Consider the following 17,883-nt stretch of genomic DNA (forward strand, 5'->3'; position numbering starts at 1 on the left):
TGGTGATTAGCCTTCGGTAGTTTCCGTTTCGGCCGCCTGTGGCACCGGCGATCCGGGATGGTCAAATTCGTTCGCGGGCACGGGCTGGCGCGTCACGCGCGGATCGCAGGCCACCATCGGGCTACCATTGTCGCGAATGATGATCCCCCCGCGCGAACGGCATTCCTCGAAACTCATGGACGATCCCAGAACAAGGTATTCGCGGAAACCGCCACCGCCGCCCGTTGATCCACCGCCCATGGCAGCACCAAAACCGGCACCGGCTGGCATCTCCTCGCAAGCCGCCAAAAGCAGCACCGCGCCCAGAATCAGTTTCTTCATCAGTTCGTCCCTCCGAGTCGGGCCATATCATAGCCAAACCATTCCAGAATGTCCCGCGCCGCAATGATCCGGTCTGTGCCGCCTTCGGCGCGATGATCAAAGATTGCCGCGTAACTGCCCACCGGATCGCCCACAACAAAGGTGCGGCGATCAAAATCCATCCAAAGCACCCAAAGCGCGTCGGGGCCACTATAGCCCGCAGGCGTATCATCCTGATTTACTTTGACAAATCGTCCTTCGCGACTTGGCACGTAACGTGTCTCGAACGGCACGGGTTCACACAGGTCGTCACTGTTGCAACCCAAAACGACCTCGCGCAGCAGCAAACCGGCCCCATCGGCGGATATTTGCACAGTGCCATCGCCGCGCGGCCATGCCCCCGCAATCCGCTGACGCAAATACCAAGTGCCTTCCAGATCCTGCGCTGACACATCCACCTGACTGGCAATCGGCGCTGTCGGGTCGCGATACGAGAGGACATCGACGGGCGCAGCACCTTCGACGCAGGCCGCCAGACCTGCAAAGGCAATCAGCCACCTCAATCGAGACATAGGGTCACCACCACGCCATCCTCGACAACCTCGTGGCAACCAAAGAACGGGCTGCGCGGCACGCATTGGCCGCCCGCCGCGCTGGCCAGACACAGGCCGCCATCACAGCTTGTCCCAGTTGTGCAGGCCTGCCCCGCATCCGCCATCGGCATCACGCAATGGGCCACGCCCGCAAGGCCGCCGATGCCAACCGTGCCACCCTGCCCCAGACAGGCCATTTCCTCGACCGAGGACATGCCGCCCAGTTGCACAGGTGGTTCTTCGGCCTGACAGGCCGCTAGCAGGATGATCAGGGACAGCGCCCGTTTCATGCAACCGGTGCGCGCTTGACCAGACCCAGCTTCTTGCGCACCTCCTCGGGGCCAATCACCCGCGCGCCAAGGTTTTCGACGATGCCGACCGCACGTTCCACCAGTTGCGCATTGCTCGCCAGCACACCCTTGTCCAGCATCAGATTATCCTCAAGGCCGACGCGCACATTCCCCCCCGCCAAAACGGATGCCGCGACATAGGGCATTTGCGAACGCCCCAGCCCAAAGGCGGAAAACGTCCAGTCATCGGGCACGTTATTCACCATCGCCATGAAGGTATTGAGATCATCCGGCGCGCCCCACGGCACGCCCATGCACAGTTGCACCAGCGCGCCCTTGTCCAGCACACCGTCCTTGACCAACTGCTTTGCATACCACAGATGGCCCGTGTCAAAGGCTTCGATTTCGGGTTTCACACCCAGCTTGGTCATCAGCCCGCCCATGGCCACCAACATCCCCGGCGTGTTGGTCATCACGTAATCGGCTTCGGCGAAATTCATCGTTCCGCAATCAAGCGTGCAAATCTCGGGCAGGCATTGCGCCACATGGGCAACCCGTTCGGTTGCACCGACCATATCGGTTCCATCGACCGTGGGCAGCGGGTTTTCCACGCCGCCAAACACCATATCCCCACCCATGCCCGCGGTCAGGTTCAGCACCACATCCACATCGGCTGCGCGGATACGGTCTGTCACTTCGCGGTATAGGTCCAGCCGGCGCGATGGCACACCACTGTCAGGGTCACGCACATGGCAATGCACGATTGCCGCACCGGCCTTGGCCGCATCAATGGCGCTGTCGGCAATCTGCTGGGGTGATCGGGGCACATGCGGGCTGCGATCCTGTGTGCTGCCCGATCCGGTGACGGCACAGGTGATGAACACCTCGCGATTCATTTCCAACGGCATGACGACCCTCCACGTTCCAGTTTGGCAAACCGTCCGCGATTCCCCTCGCGCGCGCAACCCCGCTTCTTCTGTTCTGAAATACGCTAATACGGCATCGGGTGGGCGCGATGGATCTCGTCGATTGCCGCAACGACAGCCCCGTCCAACACCAGATCGCGGCCCTTTAACAGGTGTTCCAGCTGCGCCACCGTCGTTGCACCGAAAATCGCACTGATCGGGAACGGGCGCGTGGCCTGCCACGCCATGGCCATGTGCACCGGGTCCAGCCCGTGCTGCGCGGCCAGATCAAGATAGGCCTGCACAGCTGCAAACAGGCGCGGCGTCTTGCGCCCGCCCATTTCCGGCGCAAGGTCCATCCGGCTGCCCTTGGGGATGACACCGTTCTGATATTTCCCTGTCAGCAGCCCGGCAGCAAGAGGCGAGAACGACAACAGCGTTACATCCTCGTTCACCGCCATTTCAGCCATGTCGGTGTCATACAAACGGCACAGCAGCGAATATTCGTTCTGCACCGCCACCACACGTGGGCCGCCCACAATAGCGGCACGGTCAGCCCAGCGGGTCGTGCCCCAGGCGCTTTCGTTGGACAGACCAAAGGCGCGCACCTTTCCCGCGTCAATCTGTGCCTGCATTGCGCCCAGCACGCTGTCCATGTGATCCAAGGTTGCCGCGCGGTCCTGCCCTGACGGATCATAGGTCCAGTTCTGGCGGAACATGTATGATCCGCGATCAGGCCAGTGCAGCTGATAAAGATCAATCACATCGGTGTTCAACCGTCGCAGGCTGTCATCCACCGCTTGTGCGATGTTGTCGGCGTTATACCCTTCACCGCCACGCATGAACCCGCCGTTGGGGCCGGAAATCTTGGTGGCGATCACCACGTCTGCGCGCCGCCCGCTGGCAGCAACCCATGCGCCCACGGCTTCCTCGGACTGGCCGGCAGTTTCGGCGGCAACAGGGTTCACCGGATACATTTCTGCCGTGTCCAGACAGTTGATCCCGGCGTCCAGACACATATCGATCTGGCGCGCACTATCGGCCACAGATGTATGCGTGCCAAAGGTCATCGTGCCAAGGCACCAGTCGCTGACCATAATGTCGCTACGGCCTAGGGGGATCTTTTTCATCGTCTTTCCTTTCCAAGTGTTGGCCAGACACTAGCCCCGCGCGCGCGAAGAACAACCCAAAGCGACACCCGATGTCGAAAACCCCCTAGCGGCCCTGACCTGCGCGGTCCAAGGTGCCCGAATGCGGATGATGATCTCCTTTGCCTCGTTGTTTTTATCGGTGGCCCTGTTGCAGCTTTCCTCGGGCGGGGTTGGCCCGCTCGATGCGCTCACGGGGCTGGCTTATGAGTTCACACGGGCCGAAGTCGGTTTTCTTGGATCGGCGCATTTCTTTGGCTTTTTCATCGGCTGCTGGTGGGCACCCCGTCTGATGGGCAGCGTCGGCCACAGCCGCGCCTTTGCCACGTTCACGGCCATGGGCGCGATTGGCATGGCAGCGCATGTGATCATCATCGACCCGACAGCTTGGGCGATCATGCGCATCGCGTCGGGCATCTGCGTCGCGGGGTGCTATACCGTGATCGAGGCCTGGTTGCAGGCCAAAGTCACCAACGAGACCCGTGGGCGCGCGATGGGCAGCTATCGCATCGTCGATATGGGCGCATCATTCGTGGCGCAGTTCATGATCGGCGCTTTGGCCGACCTCGAAGTCTATCTGGCATACAACATTCTGACGATCCTGTGCTGCGCGGCATTGTTGCCGCTGACCCTGACCAAGGCCTCGCAACCGGTAACACCCACTGCCCCGCGCCTGCGTCCGATGCTGGCGTGGCGTTTGTCGCCACTGGCCGTGGTCGGCGTGATCGTCGCCGCCATGTCAAGCGCATCGTTCCGCATGGTCGGCCCGATCTATGGTCAAGAGGTCGGCCTGGCGGCCAGCCAGATCGGCTATTTCCTTGCGGCCTTTGTGGCCGGTGGCGCATTGGCGCAATATCCGACCGGATGGTTGGCGGATAAATACGACCGCCGCTGGGTGCTGATCGGCATGTCGGTGGCGGCGGTGCTGTCGTGCGGGTTCACCGTGATGACGGCATCCTTTGGCACGTTTGGCGTAATGCTGGCCGCCGGGTTCTTTGGCCTGACCAGCTTTCCGATCTATTCGATTTCCGCCGCGCACGCCCACGATTTTGCCACCAGCGAAGAACGGGTCGAACTCTCGGCGGCGCTGATGTTTTTCTATGCAACCGGTGCGATTGCCTCGCCCTGGTTGACGTCAGCGCTGATCACCGCCTTCGGGCCGCCCGCTTTGTTTGCCTTTATTGCTTTGGGTCATGTGGCACTCGTCGTCTTTGGCCTTGCGCGGATGCGCGTGCGTCAAGCCCCTGATGCGCGCACACCCTATGTCTATGCGCCGCGCACCTCGTTCACGATCGGGCGGTTGCTGCGCCGTTCACGGGACGCGGATTAATCTGGATCAAGGCAGGGGCGAAACTTTGGGCCTATAGTTCTGTTTCGACTGAAACCGGACAAGGAGGCCCAAGACATGACCTATGACTTCGATGGAAAGACCGCCATTGTGACCGGAGGCGGGTCTGGCATTGGCAAGGCGATTTGCGAACATCTGGCCCGTGACGGTGCCTTTGTCATCGTCGCGGATCTGGACATGGACCGCGCCGAGGCGGTCGCCAAGGAAATCGGCGGCAAAGCCTTTCAGGTCGACACCGCCAAGCCCGATCAGGTTGCGGCGATGGTCGACTTGGCCAAGGACCAAGGTGGCGCGCTGCACTATCTCGTGAACAACGCCGGCATTGGCGGGCCCGCCGAACTGGTTGGGAATTACCCGCTGGATGGCTGGCAAAAGGTGATCGACGTGAACCTGAACGGCGTCTTTTACGGCATGCGCTATGGCCTTCCGGCAATCGCAGCCGCAGGGGGTGGCGCAATCGTCAACATGGCGTCGATCCTTGGGTCCGTCGGTTTTGCCACGGCCAGCGCCTATGTCGCCGCCAAACACGCGGTTGTCGGCATGACCAAGGTCGCGGCGATGGAATACGCCGCGCAAAACATCCGCGTGAACGCCGTGGGACCGGGGTTTATCCGCACGCCACTGGTGGAAAGCGCGCTGGATGCCGACACGCTGGAAATGCTGGAAGGGAAACACGCCAGCGGACGCCTTGGCACCGCCGACGAGGTCGCTGCCCTGACCTGTTTCCTGCTGTCGGAAGGCGCCAGTTTCATCACCGGCAGCTACCATCTGGTCGATGGCGGCTACACGGCGCAATAGGGTGGTGGGGCTGTCCAATGACGGCCCCACCCATCCCACGGATCACAGGATAAAATCGCTGGAGTCCAGAACGCTGATCGACACGCCGCGCAGTTCGATCATATCGCCCGCCTGAAACGACAGCGTTGACAGATCAATCTGCACATCCGCGCCGACCGTCGTCATGACGGCGGCCAGATCGCTGTAGTTCGCGATACCCAGATCGCGCAGGTCGATCTGGTCAAGATTGTTCTGGAAATCCCAGACGATGTCGAAATCACCGCCCACTTCGAACACAAAGACATCCGCGCCTGCGCCGCCATAGATGTCGTCATCACCAAAGCCGCCATTCAGTGTGTCGTTACCGCCCTGTCCACGCAGATAGTCAGCGTCCTTGCCCCCGTTGATCACATCGCCACCGGACCCGCCGAACAGAAAGTCATCTCCGTCAAAGCCCCAGATTTCATCGTCATCGCCCTGACCGAAAAAGGTATCATCGCCGCCTGATCCAAACAGCGTGTCATTCCCGTTTCCTGCATAAAGATCGCCGTTGAACTGGGCGTAAGTGCCCGAGGAGACCTTGTCATCCCCGCCGAACAAATAGACATCTCCGTTTATGATCCCCAAGTTTGCAACGTAATTGTCGGCGCTGTTCCCCCTGACACCGCCTGCGCCACCCTCGATCACGCCATGGCGGGTGTTGATCACATCTGCTGAAAAACCGGTCGCCAGACCGGACAGATCAACGCCCCAGCCCGTATCCGAGGTGATCAATCCTGCGTTCTTGACACTCAGCCCCGTGCCCGATCCGCCAAATGCAACGCCTGCCCCGCCGCCGGTGACGGTCAGGGTCGATCCGAACCAATTGTTGAAAAGGTTATTGCTGCCTTCGATGTAAACACCGTTGCCATAGGTCGCATCGCCCAAGGCCGAGGCGTTGCCTGTCGAAACCATCGTGCCAAAGTTGCGCACAACCTGACCGTCGCCACCATCCAGCCCCATGCGAAACGCGCTACCGGCATTCACCATGCCGCGATTGTCAAAGATGGTATGATCGGTGCCAATTTCGACGCCCACGGCCCAAAAGGCATTAATGGTGCCAAGGTTATAGATTTCACCATACGACGCCTCGCCGGTATAGCGGATCACCGCATCCAGATGGCTGTCGCTTTCGCTTTGCATCAGCCCGCCTTCGTAATTGGCGGTGCGCACATCCGATCCCTGCACCTCAAGGACACTGGCCATGCTCCACATCTCGCCGGAATTATCGACCCGCAGGTTATCGTCCTGCGCCAGCGCGGTCAGTGTATCCCATGACCCCAAAAGGCCACTGGACAGCACATGAAGATTGTCTCCGGGCGAAGAAATCCACTGTGTTCCATACCCTTGCACGTTCGTTGTAATCGCAGTCATACCAAATCCTTTGTAAATATACCTGACGCGACACTGCGAAATCCGGCATCCCTTCGCATCACCCATATGGAGTATTCTGATTGTTCGGGCTAAACGGGCGGCAACAATTTCGGGACGAACGCAATGGCACGACATCTGATCACTTCGGCAATCCCCTATATCAACGGGATCAAACACCTTGGAAATCTGGTGGGAAGCCAGCTTCCGGCTGATCTATATGCCCGATATCTGCGCGCGCGCGGCCACGAAGTTCTGTTCCTTTGCGCCACAGATGAACACGGCACGCCAGCTGAACTGGCCGCGGCCAAAGCGGGCAAACCCGTTGCGGAATACTGTGCCGACATGTGGCAGGTGCAGGCCGATATCGCTGACGGGTTCCGCCTGTCGTTTGACCATTTCGGCCGCTCAAGCAGCCCGCAAAACCACAAGCTGACCCAGCATTTCGCCGGTGCCTTGGCCGACGCGGGGCTGATCGAAGAAGTGACCGAAAAGCAGGTCTATTCCGTGGCTGACGGGCGGTTTCTGCCCGATCGCTATATCGAAGGCACCTGCCCCAACTGCGGCTTTGAATCCGCGCGCGGCGATCAATGCGACAACTGCACCAAACAGCTGGACCCCGTTGATCTGATCGACGCCCATTCCACCATTTCCGGCAGCACCGAACTGGAAATGCGCGAGACAAAGCATCTTTACTTGCGCCAGTCCAAACTGCGCGACGAACTGGATGCGTGGATTTCCGCGAAAACCGACTGGCCGATCCTGACCACGTCGATCGCGAAAAAGTGGCTACATGACGGGGACGGCTTGCAGGACCGTGGCATCACCCGCGATCTGGACTGGGGCGTGCCCGTCAAACGCGGCGATCAGGACTGGCCCGGCATGGAGGGCAAGGTGTTCTATGTCTGGTTTGACGCACCGATCGAATACATCGCCTGCGCGCAGGAATGGCAGGACGCTGGCAAAGGCACCGATTGGCAGCGCTGGTGGCGCACCGACAAGGGTGCGGATGACGTGCGCTATACGCAATTCATGGGCAAGGACAATGTGCCGTTCCATACCCTGTCTTTCCCCGCCACGATCAAGGGGTCGGGCGAGCCGTGGAAGCTGGTTGATTACATCAAATCCTTCAACTACCTGAACTATGATGGCGGCCAGTTCTCCACTTCGCGCGGGCGCGGGGTGTTCATGGATCAGGCGCTGGAAATCCTGCCTGCCGATTACTGGCGCTGGTGGTTGCTGTCGCACGCGCCCGAATCTTCGGACGCGGAATTTACCTGGGAAACCTTCCAGACGGACGTGAACAAGGATCTGGCCGATGTGCTGGGCAATTTCGTCTCGCGCGTCACGAAATTCTGCCGCTCGAAGTTCAGCGAAGCCGTGCCGGACGGCGGCGCGTGGGGCGACACCGAGGAGGCATTGATTGCCGATCTGTCCACCCGCCTGACCGCCTATCAGGCGCATATGGACGCGATGGAAGTTCGCAAATCGGCGGCCGAACTGCGCGCGATCTGGACCTTGGGTAACGAATACCTGCAAACGGTTGCGCCGTGGACGACCTTCAAGACGGACCCCGATCAGGCGGCGGCGCAAATCCGCCTCGCCCTGAACCTGATCCCGTTTTATGCGGTGCTGTCGGCGCCGTTCATTCCCGATGCCAGCGCCGAACTGCTGGATGCAATGAACGCCACCGACACGGCTTGGCCCGATGACGTGCGCAGCGCCCTGACGGCCCTGCCCGTGGGCCACGCCTTTACCGTGCCGGATGTCACGTTCCGCAAGATCACCGATGACGAACGGGTGGAATGGGCCGACCGTTTCGCAGGCACGCGCGACTAGCGGCGGCGCACCCATTGGTGGCGGTGGCCGCCGCGCACCTCGTCCTTGACCTGACCCCAGGCCATCATCGCGAAGATCGCGGTGCCACCGACGATATTGCCCGCCAGCACAGGCAGGAAAAAGCCGAACACCGCCGCGATACTGCCCAGCTGCCCCTGCACGACCAGCCATGCCATTTCGACTGATCCGGCAACCACATGGGTAAAATCACCCGCTGCGATCAGCCAGGTGAACAGGAAGATCACGAAAAATTCGGTGCCCTCGGCCTGCGGCAAGGTCCAGACCAGCGCGGCGATGATGATCCCCGCGGGAATGGCACGCACGAAACTGTCCCACGCGCCCATTCCGGTAGCGTGGATTGACAACTCGGTCACTGCCACCGCCACTTCGGCAGGGAGCGCGTTGCTAAAGGCATAAAACGTGGCGATCACAAATGCGCCAAGGACATTGGCCGCCAGCACAAGCCCCCAAAGGCGCAGGATGCGCAGCGCCATCGCCATGCGCGGCTTGACCATATAGGGCAGCACGGTCGTGATGGTGTTTTCGGTAAAAAGCTGGAGCCGCCCAAGGATCACAAACAGAAAACCCAACGAATACCCCATGTTTTCAATAAGGTAACGGGCAGGCGTATCCGGCAGGAACGCGCGAAACACCGCCTCGCCCAGAACCGAAAAGCTGATCATGATCCCCGCGGCGATCCCGGACCAGAACAACGACCGGGTCGAGCGATCCAACTCGTGCTCGCCGTCACGCCGGATCACTTCGTAGATCAGGCGCGGTGCCAGTTTGCTGGCCTCCTCGACGGCGCGATCATCAATTTTGCGCTGCTGGCGATCTTTCGGGCTCATGTTGTGTCCACTTTGTTGCGGTTGATTTGCCCTGCCGCGCGTGATGGCAACGGGCAAGATCGCGTCAAGTTTGTCGATGTTTCGGCCACTTGCGCAATATAGGGCTGTCATGGCCATGAACAACCGTTCGGCCGTTTTGACGATCATGCCTGGTGTTTTCTCACAATGGCGTCAGGTGCTCAAAGGTCGGGAATTCCGGACATGGATAAGCGGCCAAAGCCATGCTAGCGTTTGACCGACATCCTTGTAGCCGGAGTAACCTTGATGCGTCTTTCAACTGCCCTTGCCACCGCCCTGTCCCTGCTTGCCGCCCCCGCGTTTGCCCAAAGCTGTGGCAATGACGGATCAGGATTTGCGCGCTGGAAACAAGAGTTCGCCCCCGTTGCTGCCGCGTCAGGCGTCGGCGCTGCCGGCCTTCAGGCGCTGGCGAATGCCCAATATTCGCAATCAACAATCAATGCGGATCGCAACCAGCGCGGCGTGCGCTACGAACTGAACGAATTTATCCGCATCCGCCTTGGGTCATTGGACAGCTTTGCAGGCCAGGCGCGGCGCGTGAAATCGCAAAACGCAGCCTTCTTTGACTCGCTGGAAAGCGCCTATGGTGTGCCGACAGGCATTCTGCTGGCCATTCACGGAATGGAGACAGGGTTTGGCCGCAACATGGGTAACACGCCGGTCATCGACAGTATCACCACGGTGGCCTACGACTGTCGCCGCTCGGATTTCTTTACACCGCACGCCATTGCAGCCCTGATCCTTGTGGATCGCGGCGGGTTGGCCGCCAACCAGCGCGGTGCCGCCCACGGTGAAATGGGCCACACCCAGTTCCTGCCCGGCAATGCCCTGCGCTATGGCGTGGACTCGAACGGGGACGGGCGTGTTGATTTCTACAGCATGGGCGATGCGCTTGCCTCGACTGCGAATTTCCTGCGGCAAAAAGGCTGGCAACCCGGCCAACCCTATCAGGAAGGCACCGCCAATTTCCGCGTGTTGAACGACTGGAACGCCGCCACGGTCTATCAGCAGGCGATTGCCCTGTCGGCCGTGCGGATCGACGGCTAAGTCCTCTCGCCACTGCGATCACATGCAATCGCATTGGTGCCCGCGGCCGGACTCGAACCGGCACGGCCATTCGGCCAAGAGATTTTAAGTCTCCAGTGTCTACCATTCCACCACGCGGGCATGCGGGGTGGGGCGACCATAGCCAAACGCACGCGCGCGTAAAGTCAGATGTCTTCGCCCGGTGGTTCCCGAAGGAGGCTGCGCTCTGATAGCCACGGGTTCAGGGCGAGTGCGGCGCGCAAGACCTCTTGCGCTTCGTCGTCGCGGCCCAGCCCCATCAGGGTCAGCGCCTTGCCGGACAATGCGCCAACATGTGTCGGGTTCAGTTCCAGGGTGCGTTCCAGATCAGTCAGTGCAAGATCGAATTCCTGCCGCAAGAAGCTGGCAAATGCGCGCTGGTTATAGCCCTCGGCATAGTCGGGGCAATAGGTGACAAGATCGTCAAACACTGCGCGCGCGCCCAGATAATCATAGGATTCGCGCCGCGCCATGCCCTCGTCAAGCAAGGCCTGCGCCCTTGCATCGGGCGCATCCGTCCACAACCGCCAAAGGCTGTTTGACAGCTCGCGGGCCGCCATTTCCGTTTCAGCATCTTGAAGCTGCACGATAATCGCAGCCAGATCATCCCGATGATCGGGCGCGGGCGGGCAGGTCTGTGCCCAGACGGGGGCAGCGGCGAACAGGAATGGGATCAGCGTTTTCATCACCACAAGAATGGCGCGCCACACGATTGCGTCAAGTCACGCTTTGGCGACTACCCTGTCGCAAGGGGCGTTACCGGCACGACCCCTTCTTCCTTGACTGCCTGCATCGCCACATAGGTCGAGGTATTGGCCACATGCGGCAGAGTCGATATTTTCTCGGCCAGAACAAGGCGATAAGCCGACATGCTGGCTGTGCGCACCTTAAGCAGGTAATCAAACGATCCGGCAATCAAGTGGCACTGTTCAATTTCCGGAACACGGGTGACGGCAGTATTGAAGGCGGCCAGCGCAGTTTCGCGGGTATCGCTCAGCTTTACCTCGACAAAGGCCACGTGATCGCGCCCCAGCCGGATCGGATCGAACAGAGCGCGATAGCCACGGATCACGCCGCTGTCCTCAAGCCGTTTCAGGCGCGCTTGGGTCGGGGATTTCGACAACCCGATGCGGCGCGCAAGTTCGGTGACACTGATGCGGCCCTCGATCGCCATCACGTCCAGAATCTTGCGATCAAAGCGGTCCATCTCGGAAAAGCGTTCGGTCATGTTCATATCCTCTTTTCGGTCCATATGACCTGTTGCAACCTGAATAGCAGGCAAAACGCGCAGCGACAATTGGTTATCATAGGCTAACAGTAACCGAGGTTTGCCATGCCAACTGATTCCCCAAAGTCCCTGCGTCATACGATTGATGCTGCGATTTATGCGCCCGAGGCACCCGTGATCGCACGCCTGCGGGGCGCCGCCAAGCTAAGCGATAGTGACCGCGCGCGGATCAATGCCCAGGGCGCAAACCTTGTCCAGCAAATCCGCGACAGTTCCGATCCGGGCCTGATGGAGGTTTTCCTGGCCGAATACGGATTGTCGACGGATGAAGGCATTGCCCTGATGTGTCTGGCCGAAGCCCTGTTGCGCGTGCCCGATGCCGACACAATCGACGCGCTGATTGATGACAAGATCGCACCCAGCGACTGGGGCACGCACCTTGGCAAATCGGCGTCATCCTTGGTCAACGCCTCGACATGGGCCTTGATGCTGACGGGCCGCGTTCTGGACGATGATCGCGGCATGGCCCAGCCCCTGCGCCGCGCGATCAAGCGTCTGGGCGAACCTGTCATCCGCACTGCCGTTGCCCGCGCGATGCGCGAAATGGGTCGCCAGTTCGTGCTGGGCGAGGATATTCAAAAGGCGATGAAGCGCGCCGCTGGCATGGAAGAACTGGGCTTTACCTATTCCTACGACATGCTTGGCGAAGCGGCGCGCACCGATGCAGATGCCCGCGCCTATCACCTGTCCTATTCCCGCGCGATCAGCGCCATCGCCAGCGCCTGCACCAAGGGCAGCGTGGCCGAAAACCCCGGCATTTCCGTGAAACTGTCGGCCCTGCATCCCCGCTACGAGACCGCGCAGAAGGCCCGCATCATGGATGAACTGGTGCCGCGCGTCCGCTCGCTTGCCATGCTGGCGAAATCGGCTGGCCAAGGGTTCAACATCGACGCCGAAGAAGCGGACCGGTTGTCCCTGTCGCTTGATGTGATCGAGGCGGTGCTGTCGGACAAGGCCCTGAAAGGTTGGGATGGGTTTGGCGTGGTCGTGCAGGCCTTCGGCCAGCGCGCGGGGCCGGTGATTGACTGGCTGCACGAACTGGCCACGCGGCTGGATCGCAAGATCATGGTGCGCCTTGTGAAAGGCGCCTATTGGGACGCGGAAATCAAGCGCGCGCAGGTTCAGGGGATGCCCGGCTTTCCGGTGTTCACCCACAAACCAGCGACCGACATCAGCTATATCGCCAATGCGCGCAAACTGCTGGGCATGACCGACCGTATCTATCCGCAATTCGCCACCCATAATGCCCACACGGTCGCCGCCGTGCTGGATATGGCCAAGGAAATGGGCCAATCGCGCGATTCGTTTGAATTTCAGCGTCTGCACGGCATGGGTGAAACCCTGCACAAGATCGTGCTGAAGGAACATGGCACGCGCTGCCGGATTTACGCCCCCGTCGGCGCGCACGAAGACCTGTTGGCCTATCTGGTGCGCCGCCTGCTGGAAAACGGTGCCAATTCCAGCTTTGTAAACCAGATCGTTGATGAAAACGTGCCACCTGCCGTTGTCGCGGCCTGCCCCTTTGACGCTGACATGCCCGACTTGCACCTGCCACGCGGGCCGGACCTGTTTAAGCCCGAAAGGGAAAATTCACGCGGCTGGGACATCACCCATGAACCCACCCTGGCCGATATCGACAAGGGGCGCGCCCCGTTCCTGAAACACACATGGGCGGGCGCACCACAGCTTGCCAATGGCAAACCCGATGGCAAAGGCAACAGCCGCAAGGTAGTTAACCCCGCGCGGCCCCGCGACACTGTCGGCACCGTGGCCGAGGCCAGCGCAGGCGATATCGCGACAGCCTTCAAGGGCGCGAAACCCTGGGATGCACCCGTAGCGACCCGCGCCGCCACGCTGCGCGCCGTGGCGGACGCCTACGAGAACAACGCCGATGAAATCTTTGCGCTTCTGGCGCGCGAGGCGGGGAAAATCCTGCTGGATGGCGTCGGTGAAGTCCGTGAAGCCGTTGATTTCCTGCGCTATTATGCGGCCCAGGCCGAGTCCGCAGGCGACACCGCACCGCGCGGCATCTGGACCTGCATCAGCCCGTGGAACTTTCCGCTGGCGATCTTTACCGGCCAGATTGCAGCGGCCCTTGCGACCGGCAACGCCGTGTTGGCCAAACCCGCCGAACAAACCGGATTGATCGCCACTCTGGCCGTAAAACTGATGCACAAGGCGGGCGTTCCGAAATCAGCGCTGCAACTTCTACCCGGTGGTGGTGCAGTGGGCGCAGCCCTCACAGGCGATGCGCGCGTGAACGGTGTGGCCTTTACCGGCTCAACCGCAACGGCGCTGAAAATCCGCGAGAATATGGCACAACACAGCGCGCCGGGCACGCCGCTGATCGCGGAAACAGGCGGGCTGAATGCGATGATCGTCGATTCAACCGCCCTGCCCGAACATGCAGTGCGCGATATCCTGCAAAGCGCGTTCCAATCGGCCGGCCAACGCTGTTCCGCCCTACGCTGCCTTTATGTGCAGGAAGACATCGCTGACGGGCTGATCAAGATGCTGAAAGGCGGGATGGATGAACTGGCGGCGGGCGACCCGTTGCAGTTGGCCACCGACATCGGCCCCGTGATTGACGCAGCGGCCCATAAGGGCATCGCCGATCACATCGCACAGGCCCGTCAGGACGGACGCATCCTGCACGAACTTGCGGCGCCCAAAAGCGGCCATTTCATCGCCCCCACTGTGATCCGTGTCGACGGGATCGCAGACCTGACGCGCGAGATTTTCGGCCCCGTGCTGCATGTGGCGACCTACAAGGCTGCTGATCTTGACCGCGTCATCGCGGCGATCAACGCGACCGGATACGGGCTGACGTTCGGGTTGCACACGCGCATTGATGACCGCGTGCAACAGGTCGTCGAACAGGTCAGCGCAGGCAATGTCTATGTGAACCGCAACCAGATCGGCGCGGTCGTAGGTAGCCAGCCATTTGGCGGAGAAGGGCTTTCCGGCACGGGACCAAAGGCGGGCGGGCCGCTTTATCTGACGCGTTTCCGCGCAGATGACAGGCCACAGGGCGGCGCATGGGATGGCCCCGATGATATCACGGCCCTGGCCAAACGCCTGGCCGAGGCACCCGCGGGAAGCGGTGCGCCAACCCGCGATCTGCCCGGCCCCACGGGTGAATCCAACCGCCTGACGGCCCATCCGCGTGGACCGGTCCTGTGCCTTGGACCGGGGGCCGACGCGACCAAGGCGCAAGCGGTGGCTGTTCAGGCCGCCGGTGGCACCGCCGTCAAAGCCAAAGGCCGGATCAAACCCGAAGCGCTTGCAACCTTCGCACCACTTGCTGCTGTTGTCTGGTGGGGTGATGCGGACACCGGGCGCGCCATCGAAACCGCCTTGTCGCAGCGCGAGGGTCCGATCCTGCCGCTGATCACCGGCACCCCGGATGCGGCCACGGTCCTGCATGAACGCCACACCTGCATCGACACCACAGCGGCAGGCGGCAACGCGGCCCTGCTGGCCGAGGTCGCGGGGATGTAAACGCGCAAAATTCCCTGCCGTGCTTCCTTTCGTGCTAGCATGCGCAAAAGGGGGCGACGGCATGGCATTTGACCGCGAACTTATTTCGAACGGAAACCCGATGGAAGCGATCGTCGGGTTTTCGCGCGCTGTGCGGGTTGGACCGTTCATTTCCGTCGGTGGAACAGCACCTGTCGGGCCTGACGGAAAAACCGTTGGTATCGGCGATGTTGCCGCACAAACGCGCCAGTGCATCGAGATCATCAAAGGCGCGCTGGAACAGGCCGGATCAGGTCTGCACGATGTGGTGCGCACCCGTGTCATCCTGACTGATATCGACGATTGGAAAGCAGCGATTGATGTGCGCAAAGCGTATTTTCGCGACGTGCGCCCTGTGGACACGATCATGGCTATTGACCGGTTCGTAAACCCCGAATGGCTAGTCGAATTTGAAGTCGACGCGATTGTCGCCGACTGGAAGTTTTGACGCATCCCACTTGACCACGCGCGCGCCCTGCCCGACTGTCGCGCCATGTTTCCAATTCGTGATCACAACCCGTCATTGCGCACACCCTATGTGACCTACATTCTGATTGTCGCCAATTTGGGGGTGTTCATCTACGGGCTGGTCGCCCTGCAATCGCCCATGGCCGAACGGCAGTTCCTGTTCGACTATGCCATGATCCCGCGCCTGATCAGTCAGGGCGATGGGCAGCTTGGGTTGGTGACGCATATGTTCCTGCATGGTGGCTGGATGCACATTGCCGGTAACATGCTGTTTTTATATGTTTACGGCGACAACCTCGAGGAGGAGATGGGCCATTTCTGGTTCCTGTTGTTCTACCTTGGGTGCGGGCTGGCCGCGGCCTATGCGCAATTCCTGATCGCCCCCAACAGCCCGGTGCCGATGGTCGGGGCGTCGGGCGCGATTGCGGGCGTGATGGGCGGCTATCTGTTGCTGTTCCCCAAGGCCAAGGTCGATGTGCTGGTATTCCTGCTTGTGTTCATTCGCATCATTCCGATCCCCGCATTCATCATGCTGGGCCTTTGGTTCGGCTTGCAGCTGATGAACGGCGTCGGGACCAGTCCACTGGGTGGCGGTGTTGCCTACTGGGCGCATATCGGCGGCTTTGTCGCAGGGCTGGCAGCGACTGTGCCGCTTTGGCTGCGCCGTGGCGGGCCGCAATTCTGGGATCGCACCCATGGCCACCCACCCCATCCCCCCGCGCATTACCCTACGTTGCCCAGCCGCATCCCCAAAGTGCGCCGATGAGCGCGACACGCGACACATCCTGCCATTGTGGTGCGGTGCGCCTGCGCGTCACCCTCGCCGCGCCGCTTTCATCCGCAAGCCGTTGCGATTGTTCGTTTTGCCGACGCCGACAAGCCGCCAACGTCACCGTCATGGTCGGTGACTTGGAAATCCTGCAAGGCGCTGAAAACCTGACGCTTTACACCTTCGGAACGGGCACCGCGCAGCACTTTTTCTGCAAGACCTGCGGGATATACACACATCATCAACGCCGGTCGGATCCGCGCCAGTACGGCGTGAATATCGGCACGATCAAGGGGGTGAACCCGCGCGACTTTGAACCGGTCCCCTGGACGGATGGTGTGAACCACCCGTCTGACCAAACCTAGGCGCTGGGGCTGCGGATCACCTTGGCGAACTGGTCAAAGATCGGCTCGTTTGCGCAAATCACCGCATGGTCGTCCATGATGTTGCCGCCCCTGACCATCGGTTCAACCAGACCACCCGCCTCGCGCGTGATCACCAGGCCGGCGGCCATGGCGCAAGGGTGCACGCCGCGCTCCCAGAACCCGTCAAAACGGCCCGCCGCCAGATAGGACAGATCAAGGCTGGTCGCGCCCCAGTTGCGCAGCCCCGCACAAACCGGCATGACCTGTGCCAGATCGCGCAACGTCGCGGCAAGACCCGTGCGCGCGGCATCGGGAATGCCTGTCGCAAAGACGCAATCAATCATCTTGTGGCGGCTTGACGTGCGCAGGCGGCTTTCATTCATCCACGCGCCTTCGCCTTTTTCAGCATAGAACATTTCGTCCTTGGAAGGGTCATAAACCACACCCGCGACGATCTGGCCTTTGTGTTCAAGGGCAATCGACACGGCCCAATGCGGCGTGCCGTGCAGAAAATTCGTCACCCCATCAAGGGCGCAAACGATCCAGCGGCGCGTCGGATCTTCGCCGTCGACCTCGGCCCCGTTTTCGCCCAAGTAACCATAGGTCGGCCGGGCCTCGATCAACGCCTCGCGGATCACGCTTTCGGCTTCGCGCACGGCACGGGTCACAAAATCGGACGGGCCCTTGGACGACACCTGAAGGTTTTCGACCTCGCCAAAATCCTTGACCAAAGTGCGCCCGGCTTTGCGGGCGACCTTCATCATTACATTTAGATTAGCTGAGCCTGCCATGTGGGCCTCCTGATGTCCGTGCGGGCGTATAGGCTCTTGGGGCGGGCGCGGCAAGGGGCAGCGGTAAGCCCCAATGATGTCATAGAAAAACCACCGCGCGTTAACGACTTGTTTTGTTCAAAAGGCGCATAAGGGGGCGAGG

General features: G+C 60.9%; 18 protein-coding genes and 1 tRNA gene. 8 read left to right on the plus strand and 11 right to left on the minus strand.

Annotated features, from left to right (window positions below; all coding sequences use genetic code 11):
- Positions 1-6: 6 nt before the first annotated feature.
- The 5 genes from SJY21_RS05810 to SJY21_RS05830 all read right to left on the minus strand — a co-directional run bounded on the left by SJY21_RS05810 (position 7) and on the right by SJY21_RS05830 (position 3,218).
- Positions 7-321, minus strand: a complete 315-nt coding sequence (locus tag SJY21_RS05810) for a hypothetical protein (RefSeq protein WP_377507498.1) — start codon at positions 319-321, stop codon at positions 7-9.
- Positions 321-872, minus strand: coding sequence for a hypothetical protein (locus SJY21_RS05815; RefSeq protein WP_377507501.1), 552 nt, complete (start codon positions 870-872; stop codon positions 321-323). Before SJY21_RS05815 ends, SJY21_RS05810 begins: the two co-directional genes overlap by 1 nt.
- A complete protein-coding gene (locus SJY21_RS05820) occupies positions 860-1,183 on the minus strand; it encodes a hypothetical protein (RefSeq protein ID WP_377507504.1) in 324 nt (107 codons plus the stop codon). The genes SJY21_RS05815 and SJY21_RS05820 overlap by 13 nt, the downstream gene beginning before the upstream one ends.
- Positions 1,180-2,091, minus strand: coding sequence for a 3-keto-5-aminohexanoate cleavage protein (locus tag SJY21_RS05825; protein WP_377507507.1), 912 nt, complete (start codon positions 2,089-2,091; stop codon positions 1,180-1,182). Before SJY21_RS05825 ends, SJY21_RS05820 begins: the two co-directional genes overlap by 4 nt.
- A gap of 83 nt (positions 2,092-2,174) precedes the next feature.
- Positions 2,175-3,218: an aldo/keto reductase gene (locus SJY21_RS05830; protein ID WP_377507510.1), complete on the minus strand. Its 1,044-nt coding sequence runs from the start codon at positions 3,216-3,218 to the stop codon at positions 2,175-2,177.
- A 121-nt stretch (positions 3,219-3,339) separates the two neighbouring features.
- Between SJY21_RS05830 and SJY21_RS05835 the strand changes: the two genes are divergently transcribed.
- Positions 3,340-4,566, plus strand: coding sequence for an MFS transporter (locus SJY21_RS05835; protein WP_377507513.1), 1,227 nt, complete (start codon positions 3,340-3,342; stop codon positions 4,564-4,566).
- A gap of 75 nt (positions 4,567-4,641) precedes the next feature.
- Complete coding sequence (locus SJY21_RS05840; RefSeq protein WP_377507517.1) at positions 4,642-5,382, plus strand: SDR family NAD(P)-dependent oxidoreductase; 741 nt, start codon at positions 4,642-4,644, stop codon at positions 5,380-5,382.
- Positions 5,383-5,424: 42 nt separating this feature from the next.
- Here SJY21_RS05840 and SJY21_RS05845 read toward each other — a convergent pair whose 3' ends face one another.
- Positions 5,425-6,774, minus strand: coding sequence for a calcium-binding protein (locus SJY21_RS05845; RefSeq protein WP_377507520.1), 1,350 nt, complete (start codon positions 6,772-6,774; stop codon positions 5,425-5,427).
- 123 nt (positions 6,775-6,897) lie between these two features.
- On the opposite strand from SJY21_RS05845, the gene metG reads away from it, so the two are divergent.
- On the plus strand, positions 6,898-8,610 hold the full coding sequence (metG, locus tag SJY21_RS05850) for a methionine--tRNA ligase (protein ID WP_377507523.1): 1,713 nt from the start codon (positions 6,898-6,900) through the stop codon (positions 8,608-8,610).
- Here the strand turns inward: metG and SJY21_RS05855 are convergent.
- Entirely contained in the window at positions 8,607-9,458 is an 852-nt protein-coding gene (locus SJY21_RS05855) for a formate/nitrite transporter family protein (RefSeq protein WP_377507526.1), read from the minus strand. The genes metG and SJY21_RS05855 overlap by 4 nt on opposite strands.
- A 264-nt stretch (positions 9,459-9,722) precedes the next feature.
- Here SJY21_RS05855 and SJY21_RS05860 point away from each other — a divergent pair, with 264 nt between their 5' ends.
- Positions 9,723-10,523, plus strand: a complete 801-nt coding sequence (locus SJY21_RS05860; protein ID WP_377507529.1) for a lytic transglycosylase domain-containing protein — start codon at positions 9,723-9,725, stop codon at positions 10,521-10,523.
- Positions 10,524-10,557: 34 nt separating this feature from the next.
- Here SJY21_RS05860 and SJY21_RS05865 read toward each other — a convergent pair.
- The 3 genes from SJY21_RS05865 to SJY21_RS05875 form a co-directional block, all read right to left on the minus strand.
- Positions 10,558-10,643, minus strand: a tRNA-Leu gene (locus tag SJY21_RS05865).
- 44 nt (positions 10,644-10,687) lie between these two features.
- Positions 10,688-11,227 (minus strand): tetratricopeptide repeat protein, encoded by a 540-nt coding sequence (locus SJY21_RS05870; RefSeq protein WP_377507532.1) that lies wholly within the window; start codon positions 11,225-11,227, stop codon positions 10,688-10,690.
- Positions 11,228-11,277: 50 nt separating this feature from the next.
- Positions 11,278-11,769, minus strand: a complete 492-nt coding sequence (locus SJY21_RS05875) for an Lrp/AsnC family transcriptional regulator (protein ID WP_377507535.1) — start codon at positions 11,767-11,769, stop codon at positions 11,278-11,280.
- Positions 11,770-11,874: 105 nt separating this feature from the next.
- Between SJY21_RS05875 and putA the strand changes: the two genes are divergently transcribed.
- The 4 genes from putA (at position 11,875) to SJY21_RS05895 (ending at position 16,950) form a co-directional block, all read left to right on the plus strand.
- The gene (putA, locus tag SJY21_RS05880; RefSeq protein ID WP_377507538.1) at positions 11,875-15,330 is read left to right on the plus strand and encodes a bifunctional proline dehydrogenase/L-glutamate gamma-semialdehyde dehydrogenase PutA; all 3,456 of its coding nucleotides are present in this window, start codon (positions 11,875-11,877) and stop codon (positions 15,328-15,330) included.
- A 61-nt stretch (positions 15,331-15,391) separates the two neighbouring features.
- Positions 15,392-15,796 carry a RidA family protein gene (locus tag SJY21_RS05885; protein WP_377507541.1) on the plus strand — a complete coding sequence of 135 codons (405 nt, stop codon included), beginning with the start codon at positions 15,392-15,394 and terminating at the stop codon, positions 15,794-15,796.
- A 45-nt stretch (positions 15,797-15,841) separates the two neighbouring features.
- Positions 15,842-16,582, plus strand: coding sequence for a rhomboid family intramembrane serine protease (locus SJY21_RS05890; RefSeq protein ID WP_377507544.1), 741 nt, complete (start codon positions 15,842-15,844; stop codon positions 16,580-16,582).
- On the plus strand, positions 16,579-16,950 hold the full coding sequence (locus SJY21_RS05895) for a GFA family protein (RefSeq protein ID WP_377507547.1): 372 nt from the start codon (positions 16,579-16,581) through the stop codon (positions 16,948-16,950). The genes SJY21_RS05890 and SJY21_RS05895 overlap by 4 nt, the downstream gene beginning before the upstream one ends.
- Here SJY21_RS05895 and SJY21_RS05900 read toward each other — a convergent pair.
- Entirely contained in the window at positions 16,947-17,741 is a 795-nt protein-coding gene (locus tag SJY21_RS05900) for an inositol monophosphatase family protein (RefSeq protein ID WP_377507550.1), read from the minus strand. The genes SJY21_RS05895 and SJY21_RS05900 overlap by 4 nt on opposite strands.
- Between the last annotated feature and the right edge of the window lie 142 nt (positions 17,742-17,883).

The organism is Octadecabacter sp. R77987, from assembly GCF_042466115.1.
GTDB lineage: Bacteria > Pseudomonadota > Alphaproteobacteria > Rhodobacterales > Rhodobacteraceae > SW4.